Here is a 20,137-nt window from a genome sequence, read left to right on the forward strand (position 1 = left end):
GGCCGTCGGCGCACTCACACGCCGACGGCGACCTCCTCGTACGGGAAGCGGGCGAGCGGGGCCTCCTGGTGGAAGAAGCGCTCGGCGCGGGCCATCGCCGCCGTGTCCGCCCGCACCCGGCCCGGGCGGGAGCCGGTGCCCGTCAGGACGCCGCCGAAGCGCATCCGCAGATACGCCGCCGAATTGCTCAGGGAGGTCACCAGGCCGTCCGCGACGACGTGCTCCTCATGGGCCAGGGCGGTCACGCCCCACAGCGTGCCGCCCGCCATCCGCCGCTTGAAGTCGGAGCCCGGCACGTTCAGCCAGCCCGACCAGTAGTCCAGATAGCGCTTGGCCTGGGCGGACAGGCTGTACCAGTACAGCGGCGAGACGATGACCACGTCCGTGGCCTCCACCGTCGCGTCGAGCAGCATCCGCTCGGTCGCGCCGGCCGGCGCACCGTCGGCCTCGTGCCGGCCGTCCTGGAAGTCGGGCAGGTCAAGGCGGTTCAGGTCCACCCAGCGCTGCGGCACGCCGGCCGGGAGCCCGGCGGCGGCCGTGCGGGCCAGGATCTCGGAGTTGCCGTCCGGGCGGGAGCTGCCGAGGACGAAGAGGAAGGAACGGCCCGAGAAGTCCGGTCCGTGCGGGGCGCGCGGGGCGTCGAGGGTCATGTCATCTGCTCCGTCCGGTGGGTGCTTCCCCGGTGCCAACCGCCCCGGCCCCAAGGGGTATTCCGGCCGGCGTGCCCGCCCCATCGGCCCGCCCGATCCCCCCATCGGCAAGGCGCCCCACTGGCCCGTGGACCGCCCCCCGCCCGCCTCCGTAGCGTCGTCGGCATGAGAAACGAGACCAGGGGAACCCTCGAACTGACCCTCGCCATGGTGCTGTCCGGCACCCTCGGCGTCTTCGTCGTAGAGTCCGGCGCGTCACCGTTCGTGGTGGTGTTCTTCCGCTGCCTCTTCGGGGCGCTCGCGCTCGGCGCCTACAGCCTGGCCCGCGGCTTCTTCACCGGGCACGGCCTGACCCCGAAGAAGTTCGGCCTCGCCGCGCTCGGCGGCGCGCTGATCGTCTTCAACTGGGTGTTCCTCTTCGAGGCGTACGAGGCCACCTCCATCTCGCTGGCCACCGTCGTCTACCACACCCAGCCGTTCTTCCTGGTGCTCTTCGGGGCGCTGGTGCTCAGGGAGCGGATCGCCGCGGCGAAGGTGGGGTGGCTGGTGGTCGCCTTCGCCGGGCTCGTCCTCGTCTCCGGAGTGCGCCCCGGCGACACCGCCTCCCTCGCCGGGCTCGGCTACGCGCTCGCCGCCGCCGTCCTCTACGCCCTGTCCACCCTGGTCACCAAGCGGATCACCGGCGTCCGCCCGCATCTGGTCGCCCTCGTGCAGGTCACCACCGGCATCCCGCTGCTGCTGCCCTTCGCCGACTTCGGCGAGGTGGCCGGCCTGGGCGCCGGCTGGGGCTGGCTCGCCGGGCTCGGGCTCCTCCACACCGGCGTGATGTACGTCCTGATGTACGCGGCGTACCAGAAGCTGCCCATGGCGAAGATCGCCGTCCTCGCCTTCACCTATCCCGCCGTCGCCATGCTCGTCGACTGGCTGGTCTACGGGCACCACATCGGTCTCGTCCAGGCGCTCGGCGTCCCGCTGATCGTGCTCGCCAGCCTCAAGGTGACTCTGGGAAAGGCGACTCCTGCACGAGCCGCCGCGCCTGCTCCACGAACAGCCGCACATGCTCCGGCAGCCGCTTCCCCCGCCGCCACGCGATCTGCGTGAAGAGGGTGAACGGCGGCTCCCAGTCCAGCGCCACCAGCGCCCCGGACGCCAGCTCCTCGCGGACGGCGATCCGGGGCAGCAGCGCGATCCCGAGCCCGGCGGCCACCCCCCGCTTGCTCGCCTCGATCGTGCCGTACTCCGTGAAGGACGGCCGATGGGCGGCGAGCTCCGTCTCGAACAGGTCCCGGTAGGCGCAGCCCGGCTCCGTGCCCACCAGACCGCCCGCGGCCAGGTCACCGGCGGTCAGCCCGGTCCGCCCGGCCAGCGGATGGCGCGGCCCGGCGACCAGGACCAGCGGCTCCTCGGTCAGGACCTCGCTCTCCAGGCCCTCGTGCTCGGTCTCCGGCTCCATCAGGAACCCCAGGTCGTACGTCCCCTGGCGCAGCGCCTGCCGGGTCGCGTCGCCCAGCGTCGGGCGCAGCGCGAGCCGCACCCCGGGATAGCGGTGGTGGAAGAGTTCGAGCAGCGGCGGCAGCCGGTAGGAGGTCAGCGACTCCATGGTGCCCACGGCGATCGTCCCGGCCACCTCGCCGCCCGCCGCCACCGCGGCCCTGGCCTCCTCGGTCAGGGCGATGATCTGGCGGGCGTACGGCAGCAGCCGCTCACCGGCCTCGGTGAGGCGGATGCGGGAGCCGAGGCGTTCGAAGAGCTCGGTGCCGAGCGAGGACTCCAGGGTGCGGATCTGGCCGGTGACGCTGGACTGGGCGTACGCGAGCTCGGCGGCGGCCCGGGTGAAGGACAGGACCGTGGCGACCTTCTCGAAGGTGACCAGGAGCCGCAGCTCCATCACTGGTCCTTGTCGCCGTCCTGCTCGCGCTTCTTCAGCTCCTCCTCGCGGCGGCGCAGGTCCGCCTCCCAGTCCTTCAGGAGCGACTCGTCCTTCTTGTTCTCGTCACGGAGCGACTTCAGGAACTCGGGGTTGTCGTCGGGGGCGACCCACTCGTGGCGGTGGTTGCGGTGCCACTCGCTGGGCGTGCGGCCCCCGGCCGGGGCCTTGCGCATCTTGCCGGCGGCGAACCAGACGATCGGTCCGACGATCCAGAACAGCAGGATGATGATGACCCAGACGACCTTCGGCAGGTGCTTGACCTCGTCCTCGGGGGTGTTGAGGCAGTCGATCAGCGAGTAGATGACCAGCGCCAGCGGCAGGATGAACATCAGTGCCCTGAGCATGTGGGACGGCCCCCTGAGTGCGATGGCGGGCCGTTCGACGCGGCCCCGGTGAGGCTTCCAGGTTATCGGGTGACCGATACTTGCCCCTATGGCTTACGACGATCTCCGCTCGCTGCTCAGGGCACTGGAGCGCGAAGGCGACCTCAAGCGCATCAAGGCCGAAGTCGATCCGTACCTGGAGGTCGGGGAGATCGTCGACCGGGTGAACAAGGCGGGAGGCCCGGCGCTCCTCTTCGAGAACGTCAAGGGCTCCTCGATGCCCCTGGCGATGAACGTCTTCGGCACCGACCGGCGCCTGCTCAAGGCCCTCGGCCTGAAGTCCTACGACGAGATCAGCGAGAAGGTCGCCGGTCTGCTGAAGCCCGAGCTCCCCAAGGGCTTCATCGGCGTCCGCGAGGCCTTCGGCAAGCTCGGCTCGATGGTGCACGTCCCGCCGAAGATGGTGAAGGACGCCCCGGTGCAGGAGGTCGTCCTCACCGGCGACGACGTCGACCTGGACGCGCTGCCGGCGCTCTTCACCTGGCCGAAGGACGGCGGCTCCTTCTTCAACCTGGGTCTCACCCACACCAAGCACCCCGAGAACGGCATCCGCAACCTCGGGCTCTACCGCCTCCAGCGCCACGACAAGCGCACCATCGGCATGCACTGGCAGATCCACAAGGACAGCCGCAACCACTACCAGGTGGCCGCCCGGCGCGGCGAGAAGCTGCCGGTCGCCATCGCCTTCGGCGCGCCCCCGGCCGTCACGTACGCCTCGACGGCGCCGCTGCCGGAGGACATCGACGAGTACCTGTTCGCGGGCTTCCTGCAGGGCAAGCGGGTCGAGATGGTCGACTGCAAGACCGTGCCGCTCCAGGTCCCGGCGGACGCCGAGGTCGTCCTGGAGGGCTGGCTGGAGCCGGGCGAGATGCTGCCGGAGGGCCCCTTCGGCGACCACACCGGCTTCTACACCCCGCAGGAGCCCTTCCCCGCGCTGACGATCGACTGCGTGACGATGCGCAGGCGGCCCCTGCTCCAGTCGATCGTGGTCGGCCGCCCGCCGACCGAGGACGGGCCGCTGGGCCGGGCCACGGAGCGCTTCTTCCTGCCGCTGCTGAAGATCATCGTGCCGGACATCGTGGACTACCACCTGCCGGAGTCCGGCGGCTTCCACAACTGCATCATCGTCTCGATCGACAAGAAGTACCCCAAGCACGCCCAGAAGGTCATGAACGCCATCTGGGGCGCGCACATGCTCTCGCTGGAGAAGCTGATCGTGGTCGTCGACGCCGACTGCGACGTGCACGACTACCACGAGGTGTCCTGGCGGGCCCTCGGCAACGTCGACTACTCCCGTGACGTGCTGATCACCGAGGGCCCGGTCGACCACCTCGACCACGCCTCCTACCAGCAGTTCTGGGGCGGCAAGATGGGCATCGACGCGACGAGGAAGCTCCCCGAGGAGGGCTACACCCGCGACGGCGGCTGGCCCGACATGGTCGAGTCCGACCCGGCGACGGCGGCGCTCGTGGACCGCCGCTGGAAGGAGTACGGCCTTTGACTGCTTCCCTCTCCGGAGGGGAGGGGATTCCTGGCTCAGGCTGCCTCCGGGAGCGGCGCTCCCGGAGGTCTTGTGCCCTCGACACCAGCCGGGTTCAGACCAGCCCGGACGAGCATCACGCGGGCGGAGTTCTTGTCCCTGGGGGATACGGCTCCGCAGGCGGTGCAGGTGTAGATACGTTCCGAAAGAGGAAGTGCGTGCTTGGTTCTCGCTCCGCACGACGCGCAGTCCATGGTGGTGTGCGCGGGGTGCACCAGACGGACGTCCCGCCCGTGCTTGCGACCCATCTCCAGCAGAGCTTTCTTGGTCGCGCCGATCGCCGCGTCGGCGGCCTTGCGGGCCATGGTGGACTTGGCGAGGAACTTAGGGCGGAAGTCCTCCACGGCGATGACATCGTGATCGGTCACGATGCGCTTGGCCCACTTGCGGGCCGTGTCCTCGCGCTGCCGGGCGATCTTCTCGTGCGTTCTCGCCCGCAGCTTTCTCGCCTCGCGATAGCCCTTCGAAGCCGACTGACCCCTGGCGGGTTTACGGCGAGCCATCATCCGGTCGTACCGGGTCAGCTTGGCCTGGGCCTTCCTGCCGTGCTCGGCGTGGGGGAGGTCATGGGCGTCACTGGTCGTGGTCGCGGTCGTGCGCACTCCCCAGTCCACGCCGATCGCCGCGCCGGTGGAGGGCAGTGGCTGGACGCCCACCGGAACGACGAACGAGGCGTACCAGTGGCCGAGACCGTTCCGGTACACGCGCACGCTGGACGGATCGGCGGGCAGTTCCCGCGACCACACCACGGTCAGGACGATGCCGCCCGCGAGGTGCAGCCGCCCGCCCTTGAGCCGGAAGCCGCGCCGCGTGTAGTTGAGGGTGGGGTCGGCCTCCCGCTTCTTCTTGGGCTTTGGCATACCGGCCCGCTGCCGTTGCGGCAGGCGGTCCTTAATGTCCTTCAGGGCCTTCGCGCGGGACTTGGCGAAGTCGCGGATGAGCTGCTGTTGCGGCACCGAACTGCCTTCAGCCAGCCACGGTGTGATGGCCCGGGCCTCGGTCAGCATCTTGTCCAGCCCGGCGGGGCCGCACTTCTCCCCGTCGCGGTGAGCCCTCTTGGAGCGGGTGACGCATTCGTTCCAGATCCACCGGCAGCGGTCCCATTCGGCCCGAAGCGCGGAGTGGGCGGTCGACGAGACACGCAGTCGGTAGGTGTAGCGGGCGTGCCCGGTGCCGTTCCCCGCCCCTGGTGTCATCATGACACCACGCTACCACTAGCATGCGGAGCGTGACTGATGAAGTGCGTATCACGCTCAGGCTCCCCGCCGACCTCCACGCCTGGCTGGTTGCCCAGGCGAAGCTCGGCCGCCGGTCCCTCAACTCGGAGATCGTGTTCCGCTTGGATGGCGACCGCTCGGTCGGTGCGTCGGACGACGAGTCGCCTTGACGGCTGTTCCCCCTTCGGTGCCCCGCACCGCACGAGTCTGATTCCATCCCGCAAGCGGGAGGTAGCCCTGCCCCGAGCTGAAGGCCGGGGCGTCCTCGGAGGTTGTCAGTGAGTTCCGCATCCGAAGCGATCCCTCAGCCGGGGCGTACGAGGGCCTTCCTGCGCCTCGTCATGATCGAGCACTCGGTCTTCGCGCTGCCCTTCGCCTACATCGCCGCGCTCACCGCCATGTACGAGGAGGACCGCAGCGTCCACTGGTGGACGCTGCTGCTGGTCACCGTGTGCATGGTGGGGCTGCGGACCTTCGCGATGGCGGTCAACCGGATCATCGACCGGGAGATCGACGCCCGCAATCCCCGGACGGCGCAGCGCGAGCTGGTCACCGGGGCGATGTCGGTGCGGCACGCCTGGGTCGGGGCGCTGGTCGCGCTGGTGGTGTTCCTCGGGGCGGCGGCGCTGCTCAATCCGCTGTGCCTGGCGCTCGCGCCGGTCGCGGTGGTGCCGATGGTGGTCTATCCGTACGGCAAGCGGTTCACGAACTTCCCGCAGGCCATCCTGGGCCTCGCCCAGGCGATGGGGCCGGTGGGCGGCTGGCTCGCGGTGTCGGGGGCCTGGTCGTGGGACGCGGTCGTGCTCGGGCTCGCGGTCGGCGTGTGGATCGGCGGCTTCGACCTCATCTACGCGTGCCAGGACGTCGACAGCGACCGGGAGACCGGGGTCGGTTCGGTGCCGGCGCGGTTCGGCGTGCCGGCGGCCGTGTGGGGTGCGCGGGTCTGTCATGTGATCACGACGGGCCTGCTCGTCTGGTACGCGCTGCTGACCGGCGCGGGCGCGTTCTTCTGGGTGGGCCTGCTGATCGTGGCGGCGGCCTTCTGCTACGAGCACGCGATCGTGCGGCCGGGCGACCTGTCGCGGCTGAACCGGGCGTTCTTCACGGTGAACGGCTTCATCGGCATCGCGCTGTTCGTGTGCGCGCTGCTGGATCTCTTGGTGCGTGGCCTGACGGTGTGAGGCGGTTGGCCCGCCGGGTGAGGGCGCTTTACGGGGTGGGCGCGGTGCCATGGGGTGAGCGCGGGACGTACGGCGGGCTGAGCACGGTGTACGGGGTGAGCGCGCGCCTCACGGTGTGAGCGCGGCGGCCCGGGCGTGGCGGCGGCGCAGGGCGAAGGCCGCTGCCACGCCGGCGAGCAGCCCGAAGAGGTGTCCCTGCCAGCTGACGCCCTGGGCGGGGGCGAGACCCGTCAGCATGGTGCCGCCCCAGACCGCGGCGACGAGCAGGCCCACCACGGCCTCCAGCGGCCGGCGTTCCACGAGGGCGCGGGCGACCAGGTAGCCGAAGAGGCCGAAGACGAGGCCCGAGGCGCCGGCCGTGACCGTGCCGGAGGGCGAGAACAGCCAGACACCGAGGCCGCCGGCGACCACGATCAGGGCGACGACGGCGAGGAAGCGCCGTATGCCGCCGAGGGCGGCGAGGAAGCCGAGCACCAGCAGCGGGACGCTGTTGGCGGCGACATGGCCGAAGCCGAAGTGGAGGAAGGCCGACGGCACGATGTGGGCCAGCTCCGCGGATTCGCGCGGGGTGACGCCGTACGGGTCGAGGGCGTGCCCGGTCGCCAGGTCGACGGCCTCGAGCGCCCACAGCAGGGCGATCCAGCCGGCCATGAGTTTCGCCGCGGCCTTCGCCCGGTCGGCCCGGCTCCACCGCTCGATCCCGTTCCCGCTCATCTCCGGCCCCCTCAGGCGTCGTGTGCGCTGTCCGGTCAACGCCTGGGGCACCTTACTCAGTGCCCGGTGCGCCCCGCCGGATAGGCTCGTCGGCGTGGAGCCGGTAGAGAAGCAGCAGCGTCGTCCCTGGGTGGTCGGGGTGTCCGGGGCGTCCGGGACCCCGTACGCCGCTTCCGTGCTGCGGGGGCTGCTCGACGCGGGGGAGAGCGTCGACCTCGTCGTGTCGCGGGCCTCGCGGCTGACGCTGCTCGACGAGACGGGGGTCGCCTTCCGGGACGCGCACTGGCGCGAGGACCTGGCGACCTGGCTGGCGCGGGGCGCCGACGGAAAGCCGGACACCTTCGCGGTGGATCCGGAGCGGCTGGCCGACGTGCGCTACTGGGCGGCCGGGGACCTGGCCGCCGGGCCGTCCTCGGGCTCGTACCCGGTGAAGGGGATGCTGATCGTGCCGGCCTCGACGGCCGCCGTGGCGGGGGTCGCGCTCGGTCTGTCGAAGGACCTGTTGCAGCGGGCCGCGAGCGTGATGCTGAAGGAGCGGCGGCCGCTGGTCGTCGCCGTACGGGAGACCCCGCTCAACGGGCAGACGCTTCGGCACATGGTGGCGCTGGACGAGGCGGGCGCCGTGGTGCTGCCCGCCTCTCCGGCGTTCTACGCGGGGGCGACGCACATCCAGGATCTGGTGGACTTCGTCGCCGGGCGGGTGCTCGACGCGGCTGGGGTGCCGCACGGGCTGTACCGCCGGTGGGAGGGAGAGCTCGGTGGAGCGCTGCCCTCGGCTGGTTAGCGCTTCTTGGCGGCGCGCTTCTTCGCGGCGCGCCGCCAGGCGGCGGACGGCTGGTGGGCACGCGAGCGGTCGGCCATCTCCTGCAGCTCGCGCATGCGGGCGTAGGCCATCTCGATCGTGTACACGGTGAACACCACTCCTGAAGATCGTCTCTGATCTGAATGAAGGATTCACAGGGTGTCGCACCCTGTGTACCTTAGATTCTATACCTAAACTCGCGGTATCGCTGGACAATGGAAGGCTTCATACCTATGGACGCCGTGGACAGGCAGCTCATCCAGGCCCTGCGCGAGAACGGCCGCGCCTCGTACGCCGAGCTCGGCCGGCTCGTCGGGCTCTCCGGCCCCTCCGTCACCGACCGCATCAACCGTCTGGAGGCGGCCGGGGTCATCACCGGCTACCGCGCCACCGTCGACGCCGCCTCGCTGGGCCTCGGCGTCACCGCCCTCATCGGCATCTCCCTGTCCGACGCCGCCGACCACGAGGACGTGGCCCGCCGGCTGAAGGACCTGGCCGAGATCGAGGACTGCTGGTTCATCGCCGGCGACGACTCGTACATGCTCAAGGTCCGCGCCACCGACGTGGACGGCCTGGAGAAGACCATCCGCCGGCTCAGCGGCACCAAGGGCGTCTCCCGGACCCGCACCACGATCGTGCTGTCCACCAAGTGGGAGAACCGCGTCGGGGATCTGCCGGAAGAGGCCTGATCCCGAGCGAGTACGGTGGTGGGGCCTGGTTCACGGGGATCGACGGAGAGATACGGAAGGCGGCCGGAGATGGACGCTGGGCTCAAGCGCGAGCTGGAGCAGAAGGTGCTGGCCGGGGAGCGGCTGAGCCGCGAGGACGGCATCGCCCTCTACGACTCCGACGACCTCGCCTGGCTCGGCGGACTGGCCCACGAGGTCAGGACCCGCAAGAACGGCGACGTGGTCCACTTCAATGTCAACCGGCATCTGAACATGACCAACGTCTGCACCGCCTCCTGCGCCTACTGCTCCTTCCAGCGCAAGCCGGGCGAGAAGGACGCGTACACCATGCGCATCGAGGAGGCCGTGCGCCTCGCGAAGGCGATGGAGAACGAGAACCTCACCGAGCTGCACATCGTCAACGGGCTCCACCCCAACCTGCCCTGGCGCTACTACCCGCGCTCGCTCTCCGAGCTGAAGAAGGCGCTGCCGAACGTCTCGCTGAAGGCCTTCACCGCCACCGAGATCCACCACTTCGAGACCATCTCGGGCCTGTCGGCCTCCGAGATCCTCGACGAGCTGATCGAGGCCGGTCTGGAGTCGCTGACCGGCGGCGGCGCCGAGATCTTCGACTGGGAGGTCCGGCAGCACATCGTGGACCACCGCACCCACTGGGAGGACTGGTCCCGGATCCACCGCCTCGCGCACGAGAAGGGTCTGAAGACCCCGTGCACGATGCTGTACGGCCACATCGAGGAGCCGCGCCACCGCGTGGACCACGTGCTGCGGCTGCGTGAGCTCCAGGACGAGACCGGCGGCTTCCAGGTCTTCATCCCGCTGCGCTACCAGCACGACTTCGTGGACATGCAGGACGGCAAGGTCCGCAACACCCTCCAGGCGCGGACCCAGATGGCGACCGGCGCCGAGGCGCTGAAGACCTTCGCCGTATCAAGGCTGCTCTTCGACAACGTCCCGCACGTCAAGGTGTTCTGGGTGATGCACGGCGTGCAGACCGCGCAGCTGGCGCTCCAGCACGGCGCGGACGACATGGACGGCTCGGTCGTCGAGTACAAGATCACGCACGACGCCGACAACTACGGCACCCCGAACAAGCTGACCCGGGACGACCTCCTGGAGCTGATCCGGGACGCCGGTTTCCGGCCGGTGGAGCGCAACACGCGCTACGAGGTGATCCGCGAGTACCCGGGTCCGGACCCGGAGCGCCGCGAGTCGCCGCAGCCGATGCGGGTTTGAGGCCGCTGCCGGCCGTCGGTCGTGGCGTCGGTCCGGGCGTCGGTCGTGGCGCGGGTCCCGGTGCCGGTGCCGGCGCCGGATTTCGTTCCTATCGGAGCGGAAGCAGCATGATGATGTCGTCGCGGTCGTCGCCCGGGGCCACCCGGATGGCGCCCGGGACGCGTCCGACCTCCTTGTAGCCGGCCCGCGCGTAGAAGGCGTCGACGCCGGTGCCGCCGCGGCAGGTGAGCCGGATCGCCTCGATGTGCTCGAAGCCCTCGGCGCCACGGGCCGCCTCCTCGACGGCCGCCATCAGGTCGAGTCCGTACCCCTTGCCCTGGTGCCTGGGGTGCACCATCACCGTGTACAGCCACACCCAGTGCGTCATCAGGGGGTGGCTGTTGTACGTGAAGAAGGCGGTGGCGGCCACCCGGCCGGCAGGGTCGTCGGTGTCCCGGCCGACGAGCAGCCGGGTGGTGCCCTCCGCCATGCCGACCAGGTGCCGCAGCAGGGCGGGCCGGATCTCCTCCGGTGTCACGGGAGGGACGAACCCGACGGCGCCGCCCGCGTTGGAGACGTCCGCCCAGAGGGCGAGGACGCCGTCGCGCAGAGCGGTGTCGACCGCCGGATCCAGCTCGAACGTAAGGGTCATAGGGCGAGAGTATCCATTACCTGGCCGTCGGCTCAAGGGTCGGCGACCGCGTCCGCCGGAGAGCGTGCTTCACTGGAGTGACGCTTGTCCTGTACGGGAGGGACTCACATGCTTCGCTACAGCCTGCTGCGCCTCGGCATCTTCGCCGGCAGCTTCCTGGCCCTCTGGGGCCTGGTCTACCTCGGCGTGCTGCCGCGCGGCCTCGGCGACTCCAACCTGCTGTGGGTGCTCCTGCTCTCCGTCGTCGTCTCCGCGCCGCTCAGCTTCGTGCTGCTGCGCAAGGAGCGCGACGAGCTGAGCGGGCGGATCGTCGAGAAGGTCGACCGGGCCAAGGGCCGCCTGGAGGCGAACCGCTCGGCCGAGGACGCCGTCTGAGCGCCCCCGGCGCGCGTGTAAGCAACGCGTAAGTTTCATCACAATCCCGGCACCCCGGGCAGGAGCTTCGAAGGCTCCCGCCTGGGGTGTTCTGCGTTTCGGAGGTCCCGGCGCGCCTCGATCCGCGAGATCGCCTCAAAGAAGGGCTTTGAGGTTCTCAAAGTTCAAGTGTTAACGTGTTCGGCGTGAAGACAGCAGTGCGCCTCCTCGATGCCGCGAGCACCCCGCTCGTGGCGCGCCTGCATGTCGATCTGTGCCGCTGTATGTCCGCGGTCTGTTGCCGCGCGCTCTGACCCGGCATCATGCAGCGGCCCGCGCTTTTCGCGCGAGTGTGCCGCACCCCCGTCCCGTATTTCCCGATACGCACCCGTGGAGTGTGTCTGTGTCCGCGTCCGCGCCCGCCCCCGCGCCCGTGACGAAGTCCCCGTCCCGCATACCCAGGATCCCGTTCTGGGCCCAGATCGTCGCCGGCCTCGTCGTCGGCGTCCTGCTCGGCTGGCTCGCCCGCAGCCAGGACATCGGCTGGCTCCAGGAGACCCTGGCCCAGGTCGGCGGCATCTTCGTCCAGCTCCTCAAGCTGGCCGTCGCCCCGCTCGTCTTCTTCGCGATCCTGGTCTCGATCACCAACCTCCGCAAGGTCAACAACGCGGCCCGGCTCGCCGCCCAGACCCTCGTCTGGTTCATGATCACCTCGCTGATCGCGGTCGCCATCGGCCTCGCCATCGGCCTGCTCACCAACCCGGGCTCCGGCACCGGCCTGACGCCCAAGGACGGCAAGCTCCCCGAGAACAAGGGCAGCTGGATCGACTTCCTCACCGGCATCGTCCCGACGGACGTCATCACCCCGTTCACCGAGCTGAACGTCCTCCAGATCGTCTTCATGGCCGCCGTCGCCGGCATCGCCGCCCTCAAGCTCGGCGACAGGGCCCAGCCGATCCTCTCCCTGTCCGAGTCGGTCCTGGAGCTGCTGCAGAAGGCCCTGTGGTGGGTCATCCGCCTGGCCCCCATCGGCACCGCCGGCCTCATCGGCAAGGCCATCGTCAACTACGGCTGGGACCTGCTCGGCAAGTACGCCACCTTCACCGCCGACGTCTACATCGGCTGCGCCCTGGTCCTCTTCGGCGTCTACCCGCTGCTCCTCGCGACCGTGGCCAAGCTCAACCCGATCCAGTTCTACAAGGGCGCCTGGCCGGCCATCCAGCTCGCCTTCGTCTCCCGCTCCTCGGTCGGCACCATGCCGGTCACCCAGCGGGTCACCGAGCGCCTCGGCGTCCCGAAGGAGTACGCCGCCTTTTCCGTGCCCTTCGGCGCCACCACGAAGATGGACGGCTGCGCCGCGATCTACCCGGCGCTCGCCGCGATCTTCATCGCGCAGATCTTCGACGTGCAGCTGGGCATCAAGGAGTACCTGCTCATCGCCTTCGTCTCGGTCATCGGCTCGGCGGCCACCGCCGGTCTCACCGGCGCGACGGTCATGCTCACCCTGACCCTGTCCACGCTCGGCCTCCCGCTGGAGGGCGTCGGCCTGCTCATGGCGATCGACCCGATCCTCGACATGATGCGCACGGCCACCAACGTCGCCGGCCAGGCCCTGGTCCCGGTGATCGTCTCGGCCCGCGAGAAGATCCTGGACGTCGCCGCGTACGAGTCGGCGTCCGGCTCGCCGGTGGACGAGCGGGAGACCGCCTCGGCCGAGCAGAAGGTGACGCTGCCCGCCACCGCCTGACCCGCACCGCAGCACGGACGACCGCCGCGCCCCGGACCCTCGAAGGGTCCGGGGCGCGGCGCGTCGTCACCTCAGCCGGGAAGCGGCCGCCTCCGGGAACGTGACCCGGACGGTCAGGCCGCCGCCCTCCGCCTCGGGCCGGGCCCTCGCCGTCACCGCCGCCCCGTGGGCGCGGGCGATCGCGTCGACGATCGACAGACCGAGGCCCGCACCCTCCCCGGGGCCGTGGGTGCGCTCGTTCAGGCGGCGGAACGGCTCGAAGAGCAGCGGGACCGTGCCGGGCGGCACCACGGGACCCGTATTGGTCACCTCGATTCCTTCCGCTCCGACACGAATCTCCGCCCGGCCGTCCGGCACGTTGTGCCGCACACCGTTCGCGAGCAGGTTGTGCAGCAGCCGGTCGAGCAGCACCGGGTCCCCGTCGACGGACAGCTGCCCGGCCCGTACGACCAGCCTCACCCCGCGCCGTTCCGCCTCGCCCGCCAGCGCTGCCGCCGCCTGCCGGGCCAGCTCGTCCACCGCCACCCGGCGCCGCTCCTTCAGCCCCTGCTCGGAGGCCGCGAGGAGCAGCAGCCCCTCGATGATCCGCTCGCTGGAGTCGGCGACCTCGATCAGCTTCGACCGGATCCGCGCCACGCGCTCGGGGGACGGCTCGCCCGCGAGGCCGATCTCCGCCGCCGCCCGCTGCACGGCCACCGGGGTGCGCAGCTCGTGCGCCGCGTTCGCCGCGAACCGCTGCTGGGCGGCGACCAGCCGCTCCATCCGCCCCAGCATGTCGTCGAAGGTGTCCGCGAGCCGCTTCAGTTCCCCGGGCGGGCCGGCGAGGGCGATCCGCTCGTGAAGGTTCTCGCCGGACAGGCGGCGTGCCGTGTCGGTGATCACGGCGACCGGGCGCAGCACCCGGCCCGCGACCCACCAGGCGACGAGCACGGACAGCAGCGCGTACACCGCGAGGACGGTCACCGAGACGGTGAGCAGCCGCTCCAGGGCGGCGGACTCGGCCGCGTCGCTCACGGTCCGGGTGATCGCTAGCGCCTCGCGCGGCACGGCGCCCGGGGGCAGGGGGCCGGGGCTGGCGGGCACGGCGCTGGCGACATCCGTCGGCAGGGTGGGGTCCGCGCTCGGCAGGCCCTCCAGCCGCTGCGCCGGCACGGCGGTGGTGACGGCCATGCTGATGGAGGAGGAGAGCCCCTCCTTCACCAGCGTGTAGACGACACCGGTGAGCAGGACGCCGGCGAGCACCAGCAGACCTCCGTAGAGCGCGGTCAGACGGGTTCGTTCCCCTCGGAGCGGAAGGAAGCGGGACCGTCGGCGGGTCGGGGCTCGTTCCTCTCCGTGCGGAAGGAAGCGGGACCGTCGGCGGCTGGTGGTTCGTTCCTCTCCGTGCGGAAGGAAGCGGGACCGTCGGCGGCTCGTGGTTCGTTCCTCTCCGTGCGGAAGGAAGCGGGACCATCGGCGGCTCGTGGTTCGTTCCCCTCGGAGCGGAAGGAAGCGGGACCGTCGGCGGCTTGTGGTTCGTTCCTCTCCGAGCGGAAGGAAGCCGGACCATCGGCGGCTCACGACGCGATCCGGTAGCCGGCGCCCGGGACCGTCTCCACCACCGGTGGCTCGCCCAGCTTCGCGCGCAGCTTGCTCAGCGTCACCCGGACCGCGTTGGTGCGGTAGCTGGTGTGCTCCTCCCAGACCTGCTCGATCAGGTCCTCGCCGCTGACGACCGCGCCCTCGGCCCGCAGCAGCGCCTCCAGGACGCCGAACTCCTTGCGTGAGAGGTGCAGATGGCGTCCGTCGCGGCTGGCCTGGCGGCGGGCGGTGTCCAGGACGATCCCGGCCCGTTCCAGGACCGGCGGCAGGGCGGGCCGGGCGCGCCGTCCGAGGGCCAGGACCCGGGCGAGCAGTTCGTCGTACGCGAAGGGTTTGGCCAGGTAGTCGTCCGCGCCGAGCCCGAGGCCCTCCACCCGGTCCCGCACCGTGCCGGCCGCCGTCAGCATCAGGACCCGGGTCATCAGCCGCTGCTCGACCACGTGCCGGCACACGTCGTCGCCGTGCACCCCGGGCAGGTCCCGGTCCAGGACGAGCACGTCGTACGCGCCGAACCGCAGCTTTCGCAGCGCCTCCGGGCCGTCGGTTGCCACGTCCACGGCCAGCGCGGCGCGGCGCAGCCCCTCGGCGATCAGCTCCGCGAGGAAGGCCTCGTCCTCCACCACCAGTACGCGCATGGCCCCTGTGTATCCGAAAGCGACCTTTCGCCGGTGTAAACGAAACCGCTGAGAGAAGCGAAACATCCCTTCGCGGCACGCTCCACGCCATGACGACTCGACGGATCACCCGCGCGGCCGCCGCCGCTTCCCTGGCCGCCGCCCTCTCCCTCCTCGCCACCGCCTGCTCGGACTCCGGCACCGGCTCGTCCGCCGCCGGTCCGTCCGGGGGCAGCGAGGAGGGCAAGAAGGCGGACCAGGCCTTCGAGCACCGCAAGTGCCTGCGCGAGCAGGGCCTCGACGTGCCCGAGCCCAAGCCGGGCGAGAACGGCACCGGCCTCACCATCAGCGGCGACGGCATGTCCAAGGAGAAGATGGAGAAGGCCTTCAAGGCGTGCCAGAGCAAGGCCGGCGGCAGCGGCTTCGGCCAGGAGCTGACGCAGGCCGACAAGGACAAGGCGCTGGCGTACGCGCGCTGCATGCGTGAGAACGGCTTCAACATGCCGGACCCGAAGTTCGAAGGCGGGGGGCAGCAGGCCATGCCCATACCCAAGGGCGCCGAGAAGGAGAAGTTCGACAAGGCCGCCAAGGCCTGCGAGGGCGTGGGCCGATGAACACCTTCGTTCCGGAGCGGAAGGAAAGGGACAGCGACAGGGACCCGGACCGGGAGCCCGAGGGGGCCCCGGACCCGGACCCGGACCGTGGCCGGGAGCGGCCCATGCCCCGGCGCCGGCTGCTCCTCGCCCTCGTGGCGATCGTCGCCGTGGCGGGCGGCGGGGCCGCCGTCACCGCCCTCACCGCGACCCCCGACGGCCCCCCGGCCCCGTCCGCCGGCTCCCGCGGGCTGCCTCCGGCCACCGCCCCCGTCACCCGGGGCGACCTCAGCGACAGCACCCAGCAGGACGGCACCCTCGGCCACCTCGGCGAACGGAAGATCAACGCGGGCGGCGCGGGCGGCACCCTGACCTGGCTCGCCCCGCCCGGCTCGGTCGTCGAGCGGGACGAGCGGCTCTACGAGGTCGACGGCGAGCCGGTGCGGCTGATGTACGGGGACGAGCCCATGTACCGGACCCTCAAGACGGGCGACAAGGGCAGGGACGTACGGCAGTTGGAGGAGAACCTGGCCGCCCTCGGATACACCGGCTTCGACGTCGACGAGGAGTACACGGCGAAGACGGCCGCCGCCGTCAAGCGCTGGCAGAAGGCCCACGGCCTGAAGCAGACCGGCACCCTCGGACCGGACCGGATCGCCTTCGCGGGCAGCGCGGTACGGGTCAAGGAGGCGGCCGCCTCGGGCGACAGCCGCCTCGCGCCCGGCGACCGGGTCACGGCGGGCTCCCCGGTCCTGACCGTGACCGGCTCCGAGCGGGTCGTGAGCTTCCAGGTGACGGCCTCGGAGGCCGGTTCGGCGAAGGTCGGCACCCGGGTCACGGTCACGCTGCCCGACGGCACCCGGCTGCCGGGGAAGGTGTCGGCCGCCGGGAAGACCGCGACGGCCGGCGACGACCCGCAGGACAAGACCCCGAAGATCGACATCACGGTCTCCTTCGACGACCCGGAGAAGGCCAGGGGCGTCGACCAGTCGCCCGTCACCGTCGACCTCACCGGCGAGACGCGCCGGAACGTCCTCTCGGTCCCCGTCAACGCCCTGCTCGCCCTGCCCGGCGGCGGCTTCGGCGTCCAGGTCGTCGAGCACGGCGGGACCAGGGACGTGCGGGTCGAGCTCGGCATGTTCGCCCAGGGACGGGTCGAGGTCAGCGGCGAGGGTCTGCGCGAGGGCATGAAGGTCGGGGTGCCGTCCGTATGACCACGCCCGAGACCCCGCCCATGCCCCCGCCCGGGACCACGCCCGTGACCACGCCCGGGACCCCGCCCATGCCCCCGCCCGGGACCGCATCCGTGACCACGCCCGGGACCCCGCCCATGCCCACGCCCGGCACCGCGCCCCTCACGCGCTCCGTGAAGAACGTCGTGGAGCTCGCAGGCGTCGTGAAGGAGTACGCGGGCGGGGTCCGCGCCCTCGACGGCGTCAATCTGGCCATCGGCGAAGGGGAGTTGCTCGGCATCGTCGGACCCTCGGGATCCGGCAAGTCGACCCTGCTGCACATCGTCGGCACCCTGGACCGGCCGACCTCCGGCACCGTCGCCATCGCCGGGCACGACGTCGCCACGCTCACCGACCGGCGGCTGTCCGCCCTGCGCGCCCGCCACATCGGGTTCGTCTTCCAGGCCTTCCACCTCGTGCCCGGCGTCGGCGCGCTGGAGAACGTCGCCGAGGGACTGCTCTACTCCGGGCTGCCCCGGGCCCGCCGCCGGCGCCTCGCCGCCGACGCGCTGGCCCGGGTCGGCCTCGCCGACCGCGTCCACCACCGGCCGCACGAACTGTCCGGCGGCCAGAAACAGCGCGTCGCGATCGCCCGCGCGGTCGTGGGACAGCCCGATCTGCTCCTCGCCGACGAGCCGACGGGCGCACTGGACTCGGCGTCCGGCGAGGCCGTCATGGAACTGCTGCACACCCTGAACGAGGAGGGCGCGACGATCGCCGTCATCACCCACGACACCGAGATCGCCGGACGGCTGCCCCGCCAGGTCCGGATCAGGGACGGCCGGGTGGTGGCGGACACGGCCCGCGGAAAGGTCGCGGTGTGATGTCCGGAACCCGCGCCCGTACGCGCGCGTTGAAGGCCGCCCGGCTCGGCCCCCGGGACGTCCTGCACGTCGGCTCCGCCGGGCTGCGCAGCAGGCCCGTCCGCGTGGTGCTGTCCGCGCTCGGCATCGCCATCGGCATCGCGACGATGATCGCGGTGGTCGGCATCTCGGCCTCCAGCCAGGCGCAGTTGCTGCGGCAGCTCGACGCGCTCGGCACGAACATGCTGGTCGCGAAGCCGGGCGAGGGGATGTTCAGCGGGCAGCAGGTCAAGCTGCCCAAGGACGCGGTCGGCATGGTCGGCCGCATCCGGGGCGTGGAGGAGGCCGGCGGGACGGGCGACCTCGAACGTTCGGTGCGGCGCTCCGAGAAGATCCCGGAGGGAGAGACGGGCGGCCTCGCGGTGAAGGCGGCCACGGAGGGGCTGCTCGGGGTGCTGCGCGGCACGATGGCGTCCGGCACCTGGCTGAACGCCGCCAACGGCCGCTATCCGTCCGTGGTCCTCGGACATGTCGCCGCCGAACGGCTCGGCGTCGACCGGCCCGGCCGCCAGGTCTGGATCGACGACCGGTACTTCACCGTCGTCGGCATCCTCGACCCGCTGCCGCTCGCCCCGGAGATCGAGCGCTCCGCCCTGGTGGGCTGGGAGGGCGCCCAGCGGCTGCTGGGCTTCGACGGGCACCCGACGGCGGTGTACGAGCGGTCCACGGACGCGTCCGTACGGGAGGTCCAGCGGCTGCTCGCCCCGACGATCGATCCGCGGAACCCGCAGAACGTGGCCGTCGGCGATCCGTCCTCGGCGCTGAAGGCGAAGGCGGCGACGGAGGGCGCGTTCTCCACCCTCCTCCTCGGCCTCGGCGGGATCGCGCTGCTCGTCGGCGGCGTCGGCGTGGCCAACACCATGATCATCTCGGTCCTGGAACGCCGCCACGAGATCGGCCTGCGCCGCTCGCTGGGCGCGACCCGGGGGCAGATCCGCCTGCAGTTCGTGACGGAGTCCCTGATGCTCTCGGGCCTCGGCGGCCTCGCGGGCGTGGCCCTGGGCGCGGCGGCGACGGCGGTGTACGCGGCCACCGGCGGCCTGCCCTGGGTGGTCCCGCCCTGGGCGGCGGCGGGCGGCTTCGCCGCGACCCTGGCGATCGGCACGGTGGCGGGCCTGTACCCGGCGGTACGGGCCTCGCGGCAGTCACCGACGCTGGCGCTGGCGGCGGTGTAGGGCGGACGGCCAGGGGCTGGCGGCCGGCGGGCCGGGGAGCGGGAGACGCCGAGGGGCCCGCCGCCCGCGGGCCCTTCGCCCGCCCTCGTACGCTACGGGCAGAGCAGCCCGCGAATCCGGCGGTCGCCCTGCGGCGGCCGCCGGATCTCCGTACGACGGCCAGAGCGGTTCGCGGCCCCAGCCGCCGCCCGGTTGGCCCCCTTGCCCGCCCCCGTACGCCTATGGCCGGGGCAGCGCGCGGATCCGGCCGTCTCCCTGCTGAGCCGGCCGGATCCCCGTACCCCTACGGCCAGAGCAGCTCGCGGATCCAGCCGTCGCCCTGCGGCGCCCGCCGGTAGCGCAGGCGGACGTGCCGGCGGTCCTGGTCGCCCTGGAAGAACTCGACCTCCGCCGGCTCGACCACGTACAGCGTCCAGCTCGGCGCGGGCGCCTCCGGGTCCTGCCGGGCCCGTTCCCAGGCCGCCGCGCTGGCCCGCTCCAGCTCGTCGAGGGAGCCGAGCACCTCGCTCTGCCGGCTCACCAGTGCCGAGGCGAGGGCGCCGGTGGTCCGGGCGTGCAGGTCCGCGTACGCCTCCTCGGGCGGCGCGGTGACCACCCGGCCCCGCACCCGCACCTGGCGGCCCTGCCCGGCCCAGTAGAAGTGCAGTGCCGCCTCGGGGCGGGCGGCGAGCTGGCGGCCCTTCGCGCTGCCCGCGTGCGAGCCGAAGTGCCAGCCGCGGGCGTCCACGTCGTGCAGGATCACCGTCCGCACGTCCGGCCGCCCCTCCGCGTCCGCCGTCGCCACCGCCATCGTGCTCGGCTCCACGACCCCGGCCGCCACCGCGTCGGCGAACCACGCGTGGAAGAGCGCGACCGGCTCCTCCGGCACGTCCGCCGGGTCGAAGCCGGGCAGTTCGGTGTCCCAGACCCGTACGGACCGCAGGGCCTCCTGAAAACGCCGTTCGTCGTCCATGGCGTCCATCATGAGGCGCCGCGGCCGGGTGGCGCGGTACCGGCGCCGGGTCGGGT

General features: G+C 71.7%; 23 protein-coding genes. 13 read left to right on the forward strand and 10 right to left on the reverse strand.

Annotation, left to right across the window (positions count from 1 at the left end; genetic code table 11):
• Window positions 1-14: 14 nt before the first annotated feature.
• Window positions 15-650, reverse strand: coding sequence for an NAD(P)H-dependent oxidoreductase (locus ABTZ91_RS23505; RefSeq protein ID WP_352079178.1), 636 nt, complete (start codon window positions 648-650; stop codon window positions 15-17).
• Window positions 651-815: 165 nt separating this feature from the next.
• Between ABTZ91_RS23505 and ABTZ91_RS23510 the strand changes: the two genes are divergently transcribed.
• Window positions 816-1,751, forward strand: coding sequence for a DMT family transporter (locus tag ABTZ91_RS23510; protein WP_352079179.1), 936 nt, complete (start codon window positions 816-818; stop codon window positions 1,749-1,751).
• On the opposite strand, the gene ABTZ91_RS23515 is transcribed toward ABTZ91_RS23510, so the two are convergent.
• Both ABTZ91_RS23515 and ABTZ91_RS23520 read right to left on the reverse strand, forming a co-directional pair.
• Window positions 1,642-2,538 (reverse strand): LysR family transcriptional regulator, encoded by an 897-nt coding sequence (locus ABTZ91_RS23515; protein ID WP_352079180.1) that lies wholly within the window; start codon window positions 2,536-2,538, stop codon window positions 1,642-1,644. The genes ABTZ91_RS23510 and ABTZ91_RS23515 overlap by 110 nt on opposite strands.
• On the reverse strand, window positions 2,538-2,924 hold the full coding sequence (locus ABTZ91_RS23520) for a PLD nuclease N-terminal domain-containing protein (protein WP_352079181.1): 387 nt from the start codon (window positions 2,922-2,924) through the stop codon (window positions 2,538-2,540). Before ABTZ91_RS23520 ends, ABTZ91_RS23515 begins: the two co-directional genes overlap by 1 nt.
• 88 nt (window positions 2,925-3,012) lie before the next feature.
• Here ABTZ91_RS23520 and ABTZ91_RS23525 point away from each other — a divergent pair, with 88 nt between their 5' ends.
• Complete coding sequence (locus ABTZ91_RS23525; protein ID WP_352079182.1) at window positions 3,013-4,464, forward strand: menaquinone biosynthesis decarboxylase; 1,452 nt, start codon at window positions 3,013-3,015, stop codon at window positions 4,462-4,464.
• A gap of 35 nt (window positions 4,465-4,499) precedes the next feature.
• Here the strand turns inward: ABTZ91_RS23525 and ABTZ91_RS23530 are convergent, their stop codons facing one another.
• Window positions 4,500-5,702, reverse strand: a complete 1,203-nt coding sequence (locus ABTZ91_RS23530; protein WP_352079183.1) for a transposase — start codon at window positions 5,700-5,702, stop codon at window positions 4,500-4,502.
• A 29-nt stretch (window positions 5,703-5,731) separates the two neighbouring features.
• Here ABTZ91_RS23530 and ABTZ91_RS23535 point away from each other — a divergent pair, with 29 nt between their 5' ends.
• Complete coding sequence (locus tag ABTZ91_RS23535; RefSeq protein WP_352079184.1) at window positions 5,732-5,890, forward strand: hypothetical protein; 159 nt, start codon at window positions 5,732-5,734, stop codon at window positions 5,888-5,890.
• Window positions 5,891-5,998: 108 nt separating this feature from the next.
• Entirely contained in the window at window positions 5,999-6,901 is a 903-nt protein-coding gene (gene mqnP, locus ABTZ91_RS23540) for a menaquinone biosynthesis prenyltransferase MqnP (RefSeq protein ID WP_352079185.1), read from the forward strand.
• Window positions 6,902-7,009: 108 nt separating this feature from the next.
• On the opposite strand, the gene ABTZ91_RS23545 is transcribed toward mqnP, so the two are convergent.
• Complete coding sequence (locus ABTZ91_RS23545) at window positions 7,010-7,615, reverse strand: rhomboid family intramembrane serine protease (RefSeq protein ID WP_352079186.1); 606 nt, start codon at window positions 7,613-7,615, stop codon at window positions 7,010-7,012.
• 94 nt (window positions 7,616-7,709) lie between these two features.
• Between ABTZ91_RS23545 and ABTZ91_RS23550 the strand changes: the two genes are divergently transcribed.
• A complete protein-coding gene (locus tag ABTZ91_RS23550) occupies window positions 7,710-8,399 on the forward strand; it encodes a UbiX family flavin prenyltransferase (protein ID WP_352079187.1) in 690 nt (229 codons plus the stop codon).
• Here the strand turns inward: ABTZ91_RS23550 and ABTZ91_RS23555 are convergent.
• Complete coding sequence (locus ABTZ91_RS23555; RefSeq protein WP_352079188.1) at window positions 8,396-8,536, reverse strand: hypothetical protein; 141 nt, start codon at window positions 8,534-8,536, stop codon at window positions 8,396-8,398. The two genes, ABTZ91_RS23550 and ABTZ91_RS23555, sit on opposite strands and share 4 nt — an antisense overlap.
• A 114-nt stretch (window positions 8,537-8,650) precedes the next feature.
• On the opposite strand from ABTZ91_RS23555, the gene ABTZ91_RS23560 reads away from it, so the two are divergent.
• Window positions 8,651-9,106 carry an Lrp/AsnC family transcriptional regulator gene (locus ABTZ91_RS23560; protein ID WP_352079189.1) on the forward strand — a complete coding sequence of 152 codons (456 nt, stop codon included), beginning with the start codon at window positions 8,651-8,653 and terminating at the stop codon, window positions 9,104-9,106.
• Window positions 9,107-9,175: 69 nt separating this feature from the next.
• Window positions 9,176-10,339 (forward strand): aminofutalosine synthase MqnE, encoded by a 1,164-nt coding sequence (mqnE, locus tag ABTZ91_RS23565; RefSeq protein WP_345487311.1) that lies wholly within the window; start codon window positions 9,176-9,178, stop codon window positions 10,337-10,339.
• An 88-nt stretch (window positions 10,340-10,427) separates the two neighbouring features.
• On the opposite strand, the gene ABTZ91_RS23570 is transcribed toward mqnE, so the two are convergent.
• A complete protein-coding gene (locus tag ABTZ91_RS23570; RefSeq protein ID WP_352079190.1) occupies window positions 10,428-10,970 on the reverse strand; it encodes a GNAT family N-acetyltransferase in 543 nt (180 codons plus the stop codon).
• Window positions 10,971-11,078: 108 nt separating this feature from the next.
• Between ABTZ91_RS23570 and ABTZ91_RS23575 the strand changes: the two genes are divergently transcribed.
• On the forward strand, window positions 11,079-11,345 hold the full coding sequence (locus ABTZ91_RS23575) for a DUF4229 domain-containing protein (RefSeq protein ID WP_352079191.1): 267 nt from the start codon (window positions 11,079-11,081) through the stop codon (window positions 11,343-11,345).
• A gap of 376 nt (window positions 11,346-11,721) precedes the next feature.
• A complete protein-coding gene (locus ABTZ91_RS23580; RefSeq protein ID WP_407078013.1) occupies window positions 11,722-13,071 on the forward strand; it encodes a dicarboxylate/amino acid:cation symporter in 1,350 nt (449 codons plus the stop codon).
• Between the two features lie 66 nt (window positions 13,072-13,137).
• Here the strand turns inward: ABTZ91_RS23580 and ABTZ91_RS23585 are convergent, their stop codons facing one another.
• The gene (locus tag ABTZ91_RS23585) at window positions 13,138-14,313 is read right to left on the reverse strand and encodes an ATP-binding protein (RefSeq protein ID WP_352079193.1); all 1,176 of its coding nucleotides are present in this window, start codon (window positions 14,311-14,313) and stop codon (window positions 13,138-13,140) included.
• Between the two features lie 314 nt (window positions 14,314-14,627).
• Window positions 14,628-15,287: a response regulator transcription factor gene (locus ABTZ91_RS23590; RefSeq protein WP_352079194.1), complete on the reverse strand. Its 660-nt coding sequence runs from the start codon at window positions 15,285-15,287 to the stop codon at window positions 14,628-14,630.
• A gap of 89 nt (window positions 15,288-15,376) precedes the next feature.
• Between ABTZ91_RS23590 and ABTZ91_RS23595 the strand changes: the two genes are divergently transcribed.
• From ABTZ91_RS23595 to ABTZ91_RS23610, 4 genes are all read left to right on the forward strand, one after another.
• Window positions 15,377-15,880 (forward strand): hypothetical protein, encoded by a 504-nt coding sequence (locus ABTZ91_RS23595; RefSeq protein WP_352079195.1) that lies wholly within the window; start codon window positions 15,377-15,379, stop codon window positions 15,878-15,880.
• A gap of 104 nt (window positions 15,881-15,984) precedes the next feature.
• Window positions 15,985-17,073, forward strand: coding sequence for a peptidoglycan-binding protein (locus ABTZ91_RS23600; RefSeq protein ID WP_352079273.1), 1,089 nt, complete (start codon window positions 15,985-15,987; stop codon window positions 17,071-17,073).
• A gap of 116 nt (window positions 17,074-17,189) precedes the next feature.
• Entirely contained in the window at window positions 17,190-17,915 is a 726-nt protein-coding gene (locus ABTZ91_RS23605; RefSeq protein WP_352079274.1) for an ABC transporter ATP-binding protein, read from the forward strand.
• The gene (locus ABTZ91_RS23610) at window positions 17,915-19,129 is read left to right on the forward strand and encodes an ABC transporter permease (protein ID WP_352079196.1); all 1,215 of its coding nucleotides are present in this window, start codon (window positions 17,915-17,917) and stop codon (window positions 19,127-19,129) included. Before ABTZ91_RS23605 ends, ABTZ91_RS23610 begins: the two co-directional genes overlap by 1 nt.
• 283 nt (window positions 19,130-19,412) lie before the next feature.
• On the opposite strand, the gene ABTZ91_RS23615 is transcribed toward ABTZ91_RS23610, so the two are convergent.
• A complete protein-coding gene (locus tag ABTZ91_RS23615; protein ID WP_352079197.1) occupies window positions 19,413-20,081 on the reverse strand; it encodes a pyridoxal 5'-phosphate synthase in 669 nt (222 codons plus the stop codon).
• Window positions 20,082-20,137: the final 56 nt, after the last annotated feature.

This window comes from Streptomyces sp. NPDC126499, from assembly GCF_040302485.1.
In the GTDB taxonomy this organism is placed as follows: Bacteria; Actinomycetota; Actinomycetes; order Streptomycetales; family Streptomycetaceae; genus Streptomyces.

What these genes read in the sequence shown, in the direction of transcription:
- ABTZ91_RS23520 (WP_352079181.1), bottom strand. Translation starts at nt 2,924, where the DNA reads ATGCTCAGGGCACTGATGTTCATCCTGCCGCTGGCGCTGGTCATCTAC.
- ABTZ91_RS23560 (WP_352079189.1), top strand. Translation starts at nt 8,651, where the DNA reads ATGGACGCCGTGGACAGGCAGCTCATCCAGGCCCTGCGCGAGAACGGC.
- ABTZ91_RS23570 (WP_352079190.1), bottom strand. Translation starts at nt 10,970, where the DNA reads ATGACCCTTACGTTCGAGCTGGATCCGGCGGTCGACACCGCTCTGCGC.
- ABTZ91_RS23600 (WP_352079273.1), top strand. Translation starts at nt 15,985, where the DNA reads ATGCCCCGGCGCCGGCTGCTCCTCGCCCTCGTGGCGATCGTCGCCGTG.
- mqnE (WP_345487311.1), top strand. Translation starts at nt 9,176, where the DNA reads ATGGACGCTGGGCTCAAGCGCGAGCTGGAGCAGAAGGTGCTGGCCGGG.
- ABTZ91_RS23615 (WP_352079197.1), bottom strand. Translation starts at nt 20,081, where the DNA reads ATGGACGACGAACGGCGTTTTCAGGAGGCCCTGCGGTCCGTACGGGTC.
- ABTZ91_RS23545 (WP_352079186.1), bottom strand. Translation starts at nt 7,615, where the DNA reads ATGAGCGGGAACGGGATCGAGCGGTGGAGCCGGGCCGACCGGGCGAAG.
- ABTZ91_RS23575 (WP_352079191.1), top strand. Translation starts at nt 11,079, where the DNA reads ATGCTTCGCTACAGCCTGCTGCGCCTCGGCATCTTCGCCGGCAGCTTC.
- ABTZ91_RS23505 (WP_352079178.1), bottom strand. Translation starts at nt 650, where the DNA reads ATGACCCTCGACGCCCCGCGCGCCCCGCACGGACCGGACTTCTCGGGC.
- ABTZ91_RS23510 (WP_352079179.1), top strand. Translation starts at nt 816, where the DNA reads ATGAGAAACGAGACCAGGGGAACCCTCGAACTGACCCTCGCCATGGTG.
- ABTZ91_RS23590 (WP_352079194.1), bottom strand. Translation starts at nt 15,287, where the DNA reads ATGCGCGTACTGGTGGTGGAGGACGAGGCCTTCCTCGCGGAGCTGATC.
- ABTZ91_RS23525 (WP_352079182.1), top strand. Translation starts at nt 3,013, where the DNA reads ATGGCTTACGACGATCTCCGCTCGCTGCTCAGGGCACTGGAGCGCGAA.
- ABTZ91_RS23530 (WP_352079183.1), bottom strand. Translation starts at nt 5,702, where the DNA reads ATGATGACACCAGGGGCGGGGAACGGCACCGGGCACGCCCGCTACACC.
- ABTZ91_RS23595 (WP_352079195.1), top strand. Translation starts at nt 15,377, where the DNA reads ATGACGACTCGACGGATCACCCGCGCGGCCGCCGCCGCTTCCCTGGCC.
- ABTZ91_RS23610 (WP_352079196.1), top strand. Translation starts at nt 17,915, where the DNA reads ATGTCCGGAACCCGCGCCCGTACGCGCGCGTTGAAGGCCGCCCGGCTC.
- ABTZ91_RS23605 (WP_352079274.1), top strand. Translation starts at nt 17,190, where the DNA reads ATGCCCACGCCCGGCACCGCGCCCCTCACGCGCTCCGTGAAGAACGTC.
- ABTZ91_RS23515 (WP_352079180.1), bottom strand. Translation starts at nt 2,538, where the DNA reads ATGGAGCTGCGGCTCCTGGTCACCTTCGAGAAGGTCGCCACGGTCCTG.